Source organism: Fenollaria sp. (assembly GCF_057222035.1).
The window spans coordinates 1-12668 of record NZ_JBXXYC010000013.1 but is presented as its reverse complement, the minus strand read 5'-3'; the positions used below and the strand labels follow the sequence as shown (position 1 = coordinate 12668).

8 protein-coding genes are annotated in these 12668 nt (G+C 34.7%); all 8 read right to left on the bottom strand.

All coding sequences use genetic code 11. The annotated features are described in order from the left end of the window. Nucleotides 1–4911, bottom strand: a 4911-nt coding sequence (locus AC2UOP_RS07155; RefSeq protein ID WP_484833157.1) for an InlB B-repeat-containing protein, incomplete at its 3' end; no start/stop codon positions are given. Between the two features lie 192 nt (nucleotides 4912–5103). Then, on the bottom strand, nucleotides 5104–5940 hold the full coding sequence (locus AC2UOP_RS07150) for a metallophosphoesterase (RefSeq protein WP_484833156.1): 837 nt from the start codon (nucleotides 5938–5940) through the stop codon (nucleotides 5104–5106). A gap of 21 nt (nucleotides 5941–5961) precedes the next feature. Next, nucleotides 5962–6441, bottom strand: a complete 480-nt coding sequence (locus tag AC2UOP_RS07145; protein ID WP_484833155.1) for an ABC transporter permease — start codon at nucleotides 6439–6441, stop codon at nucleotides 5962–5964. Nucleotides 6442–6562: 121 nt separating this feature from the next. Beyond that, nucleotides 6563–6994 (bottom strand): WapI family immunity protein, encoded by a 432-nt coding sequence (locus AC2UOP_RS07140; protein ID WP_484833154.1) that lies wholly within the window; start codon nucleotides 6992–6994, stop codon nucleotides 6563–6565. A gap of 13 nt (nucleotides 6995–7007) precedes the next feature. Continuing rightward, nucleotides 7008–7259, bottom strand: coding sequence for a glycine zipper domain-containing protein (locus AC2UOP_RS07135; RefSeq protein ID WP_484833153.1), 252 nt, complete (start codon nucleotides 7257–7259; stop codon nucleotides 7008–7010). Nucleotides 7260–7291: 32 nt separating this feature from the next. Then, nucleotides 7292–8536 (bottom strand): DNA cytosine methyltransferase, encoded by a 1245-nt coding sequence (locus AC2UOP_RS07130; protein ID WP_484833152.1) that lies wholly within the window; start codon nucleotides 8534–8536, stop codon nucleotides 7292–7294. Then, the gene (locus AC2UOP_RS07125) at nucleotides 8529–11201 is read right to left on the bottom strand and encodes an SNF2-related protein (RefSeq protein WP_484833151.1); all 2673 of its coding nucleotides are present in this window, start codon (nucleotides 11199–11201) and stop codon (nucleotides 8529–8531) included. The genes AC2UOP_RS07130 and AC2UOP_RS07125 overlap by 8 nt, the downstream gene beginning before the upstream one ends. 2 nt (nucleotides 11202–11203) lie before the next feature. Continuing rightward, nucleotides 11204–12454 carry a hypothetical protein gene (locus AC2UOP_RS07120; protein WP_484833150.1) on the bottom strand — a complete coding sequence of 417 codons (1251 nt, stop codon included), beginning with the start codon at nucleotides 12452–12454 and terminating at the stop codon, nucleotides 11204–11206. Between the last annotated feature and the right edge of the window lie 214 nt (nucleotides 12455–12668).

Here is a 12668-nt window from a genome sequence, read left to right as displayed (position 1 = left end):
TGGTAATGTGCTCTTGCCTTCACCATCTTTATTTGCATCTTCAACAGCTTTTTTAACTTTGTCTTTGTCATCTTTTGTCAATGCTTTTGAGTTGTCTACTGTTACTGGTGTTTTTGGTGCTTTGATGCCAGTTTCTGGTGTCTTAGCTGTTGCTTTACCTTCTTTTGTTGATATGTTACCAGCTTCATCTGTTGCCTTAGCTGTAACATCAGTTTCATCTTTTACCTTGTCTGCTGGGATTGTTACTACGCCAGATGCTGGATCTATTTTTAGACCGCTATCTGCTGGTAGTGACCAATTGCCATAGTCGTCTTTTGTTGCTGTAATTGTCTTTGCTGTAGTACCTTCACCTTCTGGTGTATATGTTATATCCATGGATTTAACGTCTACATCCTTAGGTGGTGTTACTGTTACGCTGCCATCGTCGTTTGCTTCTACTGTTGGTGCTGCTGGTGCTGTTGTATCTTTAGTATTATTTTTTACAACTGTATTTTTAGCTGGTATTGTTGCTGGACTTCTACCATCTGATGTTGGATAAGTTACTGTTACTGTACCATCATTTCCTACAACAACATTAGTACCCTCTGGAAGATTTGGATTAGCTTTTCTTACCGCTCTTTCAACATCAGCTTTTTCGTTTTCAGTAAGTTTAGCCGGATTGGCAACTTCAGTTATTTCTGGGTATTTTAATTTTTCAACGACATTATCTTTTTGTGCAAGGGCATACTTCTTGTCACCTCTTGTAATAACAGCAGATCCGTCATCGTTAATTACTACTTCTTGTTTCGTTAATTTAAGGTCCGGGTTGGCTGCAATGATAGCTGCTTCTACTGCTTCTTGTTCCGGTTCTGTAAGGTCATTGATGTTTGCAACTTCTGTCTTCGCTGGTGCCTTAACATCAAGTAGGCTTTCGTTCTTCTTAACAGTATCTTTTGCTTCAAATGTTTTTGAAGATCCACCTCTTGTAACGGTTGCTCTACCAGTTTCATCTACTGTGATTTCATTATCTTGTAGGTCGTAGTCTTTGTTAGCAGCCTTGATAGCATCTTTAACTGCTTGTTTTTCATTTTCTACTAGTAGCTTGTCGTCTGCTACAGGCGTTATTGCTGGATTCTTTAATTTAGATAAGTCTTTTTCTTTAACTGTCTTTGCAGCAGGAATCTCTCCTGTCTTTCCAGCATTGGTCTTAACACTAACGTTACCTTTAGAATCTACTGTGATGTCATTTTCAGTCAAGCCTTTATTCTTTGCAATAACAGCTTTCTTTACTGCATCCTTTTCTTCTTCAGTAAGGTCATTAGGATTCTTAACTTCTGTTATTTCTGGATTAACTAATTTTAGAACTGAGTCCTTTGCCTTAACTGTCTTATCAGGTGAGATTTCTCCTGTCTTACCATCTTGGTTGATAGTTACTTTACCATCGTCTCCTACAGTAATATCATCGTCTTTAAGGTTTCTATCTGGATTTGCTTTTATTACTGCTTTCTTAACTTCATCTTTTTCTTCAGTAGTTAATCCACTTGTATTTCCTACAAGAACCGGTTCTTTTGGTGGGTTGAAGTTATTTTGAACTTCTTTTTGTTCCACTGTTTCTGATGGTTTAAACTCTTTGGTCTTGCCGTCTTTGCTTACGGTAGCAGTACCGTCGTTTTCAACCTTAATATTTGCTGCTGTTAAGTTTGCATCTGGGTTTGCTTTTATAATAGCCGCAATTACTGCATCCTTTTCTCCAGATGTTAGTGCGTTTAAATCTCCTACTGGAGTTTTTGCAGGATTATTTAAAGTAAGTTCTGCATTAGCATTCTTTTCCCAAACTGCATATACAGTTTTCGCTGCTGTTACATTATTTAAGATGTTAGCATCAGCTTCTTTTGCATCTTTTGTTGCTGCCCAACCTAAGAATTTATATCCAACTCTTGTTGGGTCAGCTGGTTTTGTTACATTTCCACCTTCAACTTTTACTGAAGTTGTATCCTTGCCATCACCAAACTTACCTTCGTTCGCATCAAAGGTAACTGCTACATCTTCTGAGTAGATAGCATAGACAACCAAATGTTTTGTTACAGGTGTTTCATTAGTAAAGATTTGATCTTTGCTTAATTTGGCAAAAGCATCAGCCGCAACAACTGCCTTGTCGCCTAGTGCTTTCTTGCCTTCTTCAGTAACCCAGCCTAAGAAGTTCTTATTATCTAGTTTTGGTGCTTCTGGGAATTTATCTCCAGTGTTTGCTTCAACATTTGCTCCTTCAAAACCATTAGCTGCGTATCCTTCTTGACCGTAGAACTTAACGTTATCTGGAACTATCTTAACAGCTTTATCAACTTGTTTGCCGTTTTCAGTTAATTTACCAGTATTTGCATCGAACAATACTCTTGCTCTAACTCTTGTTTCATATAGGTCAGATGGAAGTGATGATCCGTCTGATGCTGTTGAAACAAACTTCATGTCCTTTTTAAGTTCAAGCTTAGTTTCAGTTTTATCTTCTGAATGATAAGGAAGCATCTTTGTTAGATCGACCTCGTATTCGTAAGCCCTATATTCTTTGTTGTCTCCTGCAAATTGAGCATCGAAGATATCTGACTTAGGAATAGTAATCTTCTTACTATTATTGGTTTTTAATTCGCCCTTATCAGTATATTCATCTTCGGCAGCTTCAACTTTGGCATAAAATTTGCCAACTTTTCCTTCTTCATAAAGAGTTCTTACTTTACCGCCGTCATACTTTGTATAACCAATAAAGCTTGTTGTATCAGTGTTAAACTTAGCATTGTCGGCTGGCAATACTCTTGGATCCTTATAGAAGTCATCTGTTCCATCTGCATAATCATTTGTGAATAATAATTGATATGGAGTGTAAAGTGACTTGTTGATCGATAAGATGGATGAAGTGTCTGAGTGGTCAACCCAAGTCATATCCTTGTTTACACTTACCTTGTTAACTTTAGAATATCTGAAGGATGAAGTCTTGCCTTCTATCTTTTGACCATTTTCGTCATAGGCATCTACGATGATGTCCTTACCTGGCTCTAATTTTTTTGTGTTAATCCAGAAATTACCACCTGTAGAAAGGATGGATGTATTAGGTATACCTGTTAGAACTTTGTCGTTATCTTTATATTGCCAGAATGTACCTGCTTTTGGTGTAGTGAAATCTAGTGATTTTTCTTCTGTTCCACCTTTTAGAGTGTATCTTAATTTAAAAGATGCTCCTCTAGGAAGGTCTGTGTAAAGGTGCATATTGATATTTCTATCTTTTTGCAATCTTAATTGGGCAGATCCCTTGTTATAGTCTGTACCGTCGTTTGCTTCTAAGAAGTTAACTGTATCTGGGTGATTTCCTACATAAGGTACAAATATTCTTATCTTTTGTCCTTTTTCAATAGTAGCACCTTCTCTAAGTGTAAATTCATATACACCTTTAGCAAATTCATCGATTTGGTCAATACCATTTTTGCCAGTAACGTAGCCATTGTAGTAACCTTGAGGTTTTCTATAGAGAGCTCTTGTTTCGTCACCAATTTGAATCATGATTTGGTTACTTGCAGGTTTTGTTCCTACGTCAATTAGGTAAGATTCTCCTTCAGGTACTCTATAGTCGTTTTCATATTCTTTTTCAAAAACCGTCCATCCGTTAATATTTGGATTCATCCAACCGGACATCATGGAGTAGTCTAGCTTACGAGTATTGGTAAAGCTTTCTGCAAATTTAGTCTTGTCTACCAGATAATCAATAGCAGTGAAGTAAAAACCTTGAAGCATTGTATATTGGTCATGGGCAGGTATTTCTACCTTTGTAACACCATCTTTTTGGAAGGCCTTCGGTGCCAATACAATATATGCTAGCTTGCCGCCATTTGCGTAGTTGATATCAGTCTTTTTGATTTTTGTTTCATGGCCATATCCTGAATCAGTCCTATCTACTTTTAGAAGGTTTGTGTAGGCTATAGTGCCATCAGCTTCTTCTTTTAAGAAATCAACTAGTTTTGCATCAAAGACTTGAACAAAGGCAATATTTTCACCTTCTACTGTAGGTGATGCTGCAGTACCTTTTCTCTGACCCATGTATTGAGTTCTTATAATGCCGATATTACTTGCATCATCATATTTTTCTGGATTAGCTATAAATTCAGACATGAAAAATTCTTGGTTGGTAGCATTTTCACTGTCGCTTTGGGAACCTCCCTTTAAGAAAAGAGAGTCAACTTTATCTTCAAGTGATACCGATGTTGTCTTTGTATAAGATGAATAGTCCATTGAAGACTTACCAGGCGCATAGGCATATATTTTTTCTGCCTTGTCATTGTTAGTAATACGCATTTGAACTATGAAGTTCTTATTACCTAGGTCTTTAGTTCTTAAGCCTTCTTTTAATACTAGGTTGATTGGTAGGTTCTTTCTTTGGTTAGTCCTGTCTCCAGTAGCTAGACCAATGTCTAGGAGTCTTTCCTTTCCGTCGTTAAATGGCTTTAAATCATACTTTGTTTCGCCATCTCTACCTACAACATAGGACTTGTTGTAGTCGATGTATTGGTCTAGATCTCCAAAGTTAAATAGGGCCCTATACCAAACTCCGGAAGTAGCAGCTGCTCTTTCTCTATAAATAAGTCTAAGAACAGTTCTACCATTAGCATCAATAAATGCTCCGTCGTAGTTTACATCGTTCATCTTTAGTGGTTCTGATGTAGTAACTCTTACAAGTCTTTGTTTGTCGCCTACAGGCCAACGGGACTTGTCCTTAATTTTGTTTTCCCAGTTTGCTTTTCTGTAGTATGTTGCACTTGTTGTCGCATCTGCTGGTGTAGATGCAGCTAGTGCTGTAAAACTACCAAGTGGTACAAGCGTAATCATCATGATCACTGCTAGTACTAAACTGAGTGTTCTTTTTAAATAATTTGATTTAAAATTATCCATTTTTCTTCCTCCTTAAGTATTTTTATAAAATCTCATATATAATCATTATACACCCCCCCCATATAAAAATCAAGCATTTAACTATATTTAACACAAATGTAACATAAAAAGTTCTTATAATTACTCACTTTTGTATAGATGGACTTAATAGATAAAAAATAAGACTTGATTACAAGCCTTATTTTTGTTTATTTATGGTTTTAGATCAATTATAACCAGCTCCGGTCTATTAAATATCCTCGGCACCCTAGTCGATTCTCTCGCCAGCCCCCTGCTAACAATCATTTCCCCACCATTATCAAAATGATAAAAACCGCCAGCGTATTTCGGGAAAAATCCTTCGTCAGGCGCAAAGACACCATTCAAAAGGCCTGGTATGCGCCACTGACCACCATGAGCATGGCCTGCCAAAACTAAATCAAAGCCGGCATCCTTATACAAATTCACAAAAGACGGGCGATGGGTTAGTAGCATCGTAAAAGCTGTATCATCCCTTTCATTCATAGCGCGTCCAAGCTCGGCCTTCATGCCAGCTCCCTCTCCTGTGTAGCGCGCCTCATCAGGGTCGTTAAGACCAGATAGACAGATTTCATTGCCAATAACACTCGTGCGAATGGTCTTGCCACCGATGTCCTCAATGCCATGCGCACGAAGCCAGTCAAGCATTTCGTTCACACGCATGCTCCAGTACTCGTGATTACCAGTAACGTAGTAGCACGGATATTTCTTCGCGATGGCACTAAGAAAAATTTTCGTGTTGTCATCAGGAATTTCGTCGTCAAAGATGTCGCCGCCCAAAAGAATCATGTCCGGCTTTTCTCTATCCACCGCATCAATCAGCGTTTTTTGGGCCGCGCCATATTTGCATGAGTGAAGATCAGTTACTAGTGCTACGCGCATAGGTTTTTTAATTTTTTCCGAAGTGATAGTGTATTGAACAATTTTTAGCCGCACATCAAAGGCTAATAGTGCAAGGACTATGATTATGGTGATTGTGGCGATTAAAATGTGTTTTTTATTTATTTTCATTTATTGCTCCTTGGGTTTTATTTAAAACAGTGTCAAGAGATATCCATCAACTGCTGCGACGATTATATACATTGGAATTGCTCTAAAAAAGGCTTCGATGTGTTTCTTCGGATTTTGGTACAAGGCTTTTTCTTGGATTTTCGTTAGTCTTATGCGTTTTGTATTTCTCCACCAAAGTAGGTCTATGACCACTAAATCGAAGATGTTTAGCGCCTCGCCTAAGATGAGTAAATTTATAAAATTTTGCGAAAAATCTTTTTCACGAATAAAGGCTCCGAAAATCATGAATAAAACTAAAAATATTACTAGATTTGCAAACCATGTGACAAGTTTATTAGCTTCATGGAACTTGCCTTGGTACTCGTCTACTTCTCTGATGTGCTTTTGCACTTCATCTGGGTACGAGGCATAGCTCTTAAGGTTTTTCTCGTCTGTTCCTGTGCCTAAAAAGCATAGGGCGAAAAATACTGCGCATAAAATGATTATCTCTATAATTAACATAGTATCACTCCTTTTACTTTATTATACCACATTAGCCTGTGCTAATAAATATTTTATAATGATTTCAACGCCATTTGCATAAAAAGAGATAGGCATGGCACCTATCTCTTTCGTATTTTATTTATTTCTTCATCACACTTATTAAATAATCTCTTAATTTTTCTATATCTTCTCTAAACAATGTAAAGGTCATAAAATTTTCCGTGTAGTAATCATGCCATAGATATACACGCCACTCTAAGCATATATCCTTGTCTTTTTCTACATTTCTTTCTTGGCAAAATCTAAAAACAAAGTCTGACTCCAAACAAAAGTAATCGATATCTTCACAAAGTTCACCATTTAAATGCGTAGTCAATAGTTTTGAAAGCTCGTCCACTTCACTTGATAAGAGCAGTTCATCATTTTTTATCTCGTAGTCAAGCCATGGACTCGCCTTAAAAGAGAAGTCGCACTCACACCAAGCATTGTCAGGTGCTTTGTCATAATTTTTATCGTATCCGCGTATATCAAGCTTAAATTCTATTCCAGATAAATCTAGTAGAAATGGCATATAATCCCCTCACTTATTTCTTTTTTATGCTCATGCCAATGGCCATGCCAAGCATCATGCCAACAGATATGCCAATGGCAAGCTCACCATCAAGCGCTGTTGATACAGCAACACCTAAGCAGATGCCTATGCTCATGCCCTCAGACATGTAAGTTTCTTCTCCTTCGTCCTTGTCATCGCCTTGCCTTTTCTTAGCAGTGTAGATCATGTAAACAACTACTACGCAGACAATGAGTAAGGGTAGTATAATTCTTAAAATTTCCATATATTCTCCTTTAATTATATAATTGCTTTAAATCAATCTGCATTGATTATATCTAGCATTTCCTCTCCAATTTCTTTGATTAAATCAACTACTAGTGCATTGCCCATAGTAAAGTATCTGTGTGAATTTGATACTCCATCAAGTTTAGTCCAATCATCTGGGAATGTATTTATTCTCTCTGTTTCTATAGGTGAAAGTACTCTCAGATGCATATTGCCTGGATCTCTAACTACATGACTCATTCTAGAGACAGTAGACTCAGATGTAACTATTGTTCTTGCTGGTCTATCTATAGAATCTGGAAATTCCATGCTACCCATACCGTATTTATATTCATATCCCTTAGGTGATTTTTTTATCTCACGGAACCCTTTTTTCTGTATCTTAAATCTTTCAATTTTTTCTTCGTCCAAATAAAATTTCTCATCTTCTATATTTTCTACTAGCAAATCTTTAAGTACAGATTCTTTCCTACAATTAGGCACATAATCAGCCATATATACTTTACCGTCAATCATTAGCCCTGTCTTTTTAAATCCTTTTTTAAAGAAAAACTTATCTGAAAGTTCTGTTAAATTATTAAATGTGTTTAGGTCAATTTTTGTCAGATTAGATACAGACTCATTATTCATAGTACTTGATAGTGGAGCCATATCTTTTATAAATTCGATTATTGTATCATCATCTTTTTTTACAATATTAGATACAGTCTCATAAAAATTACTTTCATTTCTATATGCAAATATAAAAGTTCTTCTTCTACGCTGAGGATATCCATAATCCGCAGCATTTATCATTTTCCAAGAAACTCCATATCCAAGATCTGATAATGTTCTTAGTATAATTCCAAAATCGCGTCCAGTCTTTTTTGTTTTTACTCCTGGTGAGGCTAAGAGCCTATCTACATTTTCAAATAATAAATATTTTGGTTCCTTGCGCTTTATTACATCGCGAAGTTCCCACCAAAGCACACCCTTTTTACCGACAATGCCTTTAGCACCCGACGTTGCAACTGAGTAGTCTTGACAAGGAAAACCTGCCACTAATAAGTCCATGTCTGGTATTTCGTCTTTATTAACTTTTGTAATATCTTCATTGCTTATTAGCGTTTGAGGAAAGTTCTTTTTATATATATTATAAGCAAACTGATTTTTTCTAGATGGTTCATATTGATTAGCCCAAACCACTTCATATTGCTCGCTTGCTCTTGATAATCCAAGGTGAAATCCTCCTACACCTGCAAATAGATCAACAACTTTTATTTTTGAATTACTCATGGTTTTTATTTATTCTTTGCCTTTCTTCATCAATAATTTTGATTGCCTCAAGTATTTCGTTTTCGCTATACTCTATCGATAAAGTCTTGTCATCGATTGCTTCATACATTAATCTTTCTTTCTCTTTTAATCGTCTGTATATTTTCTCATCAATATATCCAGGGCGATAACTCTCAAAAGGCTCTGCTGCTGTTTGTAAATAGTAATATCTTGTATATTGATTATGATCCAGACCCAAACGATGAATTCTGTCTCTTGATTGGAGCATAAATGTCAAATTGAAATTATATTCAAAATAAACCGCATCATGAACTGTTTGATGCAACGAGATTGATTCGCCTAAAGTTTGTGGATTTGACACCAAAACTTGAACATCTCCGTCCCTAAACTCATCAATTAAAACAGCTCTTTCTAATTTATTTGTTCCACCATATACTAAATTAACTTTAATGCCTTTTGCTCTTAATGCATCTCTTATTTTATAAATTGTGTCAATAAAAATTCCCCAAACTAAAACTTTTTTACCTTCATTGACTAGCTTTTGAACCAAGTTAATTCCCTCGGTAAATTTCGGAGAAACCATATTGTCAACGTCTATATCTGAATAAGAATTATCTATGTTGTCTTGATTACTTTCATTTAATAAAGAGTTAAACTCTGCCTCTGAAATAGAGTATATATTATCATCTCCATCACCATCATCGTCATACGCCATTAATTCTTTATAATCAATTGCTTTATTTACAAGTGATGGATTAGTTGAAGCTTGAATTAGCCTAATTAATTGCGCCAAGCTTGAGTCTTCTTTTGAATATATATATTCAGCTAAAGCCAATTGTTCTTGGCTTGGATTCACTCTTATGATATTGTCATCTTCTGCTTTTGGTACATTTAAATCATTTTTATTCGTTCTCCAAAAGAATGGATATAGTTTTTTATTAATTTCTTTAATTTGTCTTATTTTTGGATTATAAAGAAAATTAGAGTCCCATCCAAAATAAGAATTATACTCATTGCCATACAATATATGAAGGAAGTTATAAATATCTTGATAAGTATTCGGAATAGGCGTACCTGTTAATACATATTTAAACTTAGGTTTTTTAGATAGCTCTAAAGCTTTTTCTGCTCTTTTGCCTCTAGGATTTTTTATTCTATGAACCTCATCAAAAACAAGCATTGTGTTTATATCAATGTTTTGCTCTAGTTTTGTTAAATATTTAGGTAGCGATTCATAGTTTACTAACACTAAGTTGCTCACTCCCCAATTAACTGATAAATCATAGCTAAAATCTGCTGATGTTTGCGAATCTATATACCTAAGCATTTTTTTATTTCCAAAAACGGCTTCAAACTCTCTCTTCCAGCTATCAAATGCATTAAGAGGAGATACGACAAGTATTCTATCTATCCTTTCATTAGCTGGAGCATTAACTCTGTTTAAATAAGCAAAGACTCCCAATAGCATAGCTGTTTTACCTGCACCAGGAACAGAGAAGTTTGCTGCTCTAGACATTTCATACATAAAATAAGCTGACCTTAAATGTAGTTCATAAAGTGGTCTAGCTACTTCTGATTGAACAATTTCAGAAAATTCTTGGTACGATATTTTCTTATCGTAAGGGAACTCATCTAATTCACCTTTATAAACATCACCTAATATCTTGTATTTTTCTATTGAATATTTATATTGTTGTAAGTACTCTGATACAGCCTTACTCACAATGACTTCTAAGCCTTTTCTTTCAGCTCTTTCTTTAGTAACTCTAATAATTCTTTCTATATCTTTGTATGTTGTTTCTTTACTTATAGTAGAATTATCTTCCTCGAAAAATATTGATATATCACTGCCTGGTCTTAATTTACGGTCACTTGCCGTTAATTGTATTTCTGTTTTATCCTCTCTTATTACAGTATCGTCTATTAATTTAAAGATAATTGAATTTGGATGCTGATCATATCCTGTCTCATTATCATTAAGTCTATCAATATTAACTATTGTTGATTGAGATTGATATTTAGCAATTTCTTCATATGCTATTTCTGATACTTCTACAACTTTTACTCCCTCTTCTTCATCATTCCATAATCTCTCAAATCTTTCTTGATTAGACTTTATTCTAAACTGAACATTTTCACTAATATCCCAAGATGTATCAACGCTGATGCTTTCATAATTTATGTTCATGCCACTTTTTGTTTCATTGACAGATCCATTGAAAAACACTTTTTCATTACCCGATGAAATGATTCCAAACTTATCGTGAAAAATTCCTTTATTAGTAAGAGCAATTTTTATCCTTGCCCTTCCCATTGCAATCATAAAAGCTAAATTTCCAAGCTGCTCTTGTGTTTTAAGTGTAAGCCTTTCATTTCTTTCTGCTAGCTTTAATGGTTTAATCTCTTCAAGTAAATTGTATCCTGCTTTTATTCTGTCATAATCTTCCTTACTTATTTCTTTTGAAATAATAAATTCTAAATTGCCGCCATTTTTTGCTAACTCTTCTAAGCTATCTGAATATAAATCTAAACCAGACGTACTAAAGTAGCCAGAAACACGCTGATATAGCTCAGCTTCTCTAAGTAATGGTCTATAAAACTCTTCGACTAAATTACTAGTATACTCTGGTTTAATTTTTTTCTTTAAATCATTAGAAAATGCCATAATTATATATCCTTATTTAGACGATATAAAATATCATTGATATCTTTAATAACATCTCTTGCTAGAATGCGTTCATCTTGTGTTAGCTCTGAAAAATCCTCTGCATCAATATCTGATAAAGAGTCCCTGACACTGCCTAGCTCTATCAAAGCTTTTGTTCTTTCATTTACATATTTTCCTTTATTGACAATGTTTTTTGTAGACTCTACTAATGACTCTACGCTCTTTTTTGCCACAGCATTTTGATTAAATACAGTTTTTAACTCGTTAGCTGATTTTAGCGGATATTTTTCAAATGTATCCATAATAACATCAACTTTTTCATCAGCTGCTTTTAAAAAATATTGTAACCTGTCATGGTCTTGAAGCACATTCTGCTTTAAATCTCTCATTACACGTGTTGTATCGTTTTGGTCATCGCCTACTTTAGACGATACCAAATATACTAAAACAGCCTCTTTTATAGCTTCTTTGTCCTTTGATTTTAATTTAAATATAGTATTTTCTATTTCTTCTATAGGTCCATCAAGCTTTAAGTCTCTTGCTAAATAAAATTTATCAATTGGATTTCCTCCTGGAGATACTATTTCTATAAATTTTTTGATTAATTCTGCTAATCTTATATCTCTATTAATACTTCTAGCATTTTTAGCTCCAGATGCTTTTTTATATTCATCAATAGTCATTAACTTTTCAACTTCTATAGTGTTATAAACATCAAAGATACGATCAATCGGGTCATAATTAACTCTTTCTTCACGACCTAGCTGTAAATCTAGCTCTAGCTCTTTTATTATTTTTTCATCATATTTAGATTTTACATACAAAGGTAAAATTATTGCATTAAAACTTCTATCCTCATTGTTTTCTCGTGCAATCATTCTTAAAGCAGTAAGTCTTCTATTGCCATCTATTACTCTTCCATCTGGAAGAACTACGCCTGGTTCTTGTTGTAACTTGTCAAGAATAGATTGCTTAGTCTCTTTCATCGCTTGTACATTAGATTCGTAGATAAATTTCTCAAAAATCATATTATATTCTGAATCCCCAGGTTCTGGACTTAACAAACCATTAGTTGAACTGTATTTTTTATAAGCTGTATTAATACGACCATTTTGATCATTATAATATAAATATTCTAATGGTATGGCATAAACAGTATACATGTCATTAACTTTGCCACGAATTGATAATTTTTTTGTTTCACCTGTTTCATCTAATTTTTTTCCTTTTACCATATCTAACAAATCCATATACTAAACACCTATCCTTTCTTATAAGTTATAACACATTTTATTGCAAAAAAATTAAAAAATGGACTCATTTTGATATGTACCCTCTTTACTGGACAAACCAGTAAGGAGGGTATTTTTATGCGATATAGTTATGAATTCAAAAAAGAATGCGTAGAACTATACAAACAAGGAAAGTGGATGGAAACGCCAGAAGGTGTCAAACAACATATGT

Coding starts and splice junctions, on each gene's coding strand:
- AC2UOP_RS07150 (WP_484833156.1), bottom strand. CDS start 5,940: ATGAAAATAAATAAAAAACACATTTTAATCGCCACAATCACCATAATC.
- AC2UOP_RS07145 (WP_484833155.1), bottom strand. CDS start 6,441: ATGTTAATTATAGAGATAATCATTTTATGCGCAGTATTTTTCGCCCTA.
- AC2UOP_RS07140 (WP_484833154.1), bottom strand. CDS start 6,994: ATGCCATTTCTACTAGATTTATCTGGAATAGAATTTAAGCTTGATATA.
- AC2UOP_RS07135 (WP_484833153.1), bottom strand. CDS start 7,259: ATGGAAATTTTAAGAATTATACTACCCTTACTCATTGTCTGCGTAGTA.
- AC2UOP_RS07130 (WP_484833152.1), bottom strand. CDS start 8,536: ATGAGTAATTCAAAAATAAAAGTTGTTGATCTATTTGCAGGTGTAGGA.
- AC2UOP_RS07125 (WP_484833151.1), bottom strand. CDS start 11,201: ATGGCATTTTCTAATGATTTAAAGAAAAAAATTAAACCAGAGTATACT.
- AC2UOP_RS07120 (WP_484833150.1), bottom strand. CDS start 12,454: ATGGATTTGTTAGATATGGTAAAAGGAAAAAAATTAGATGAAACAGGT.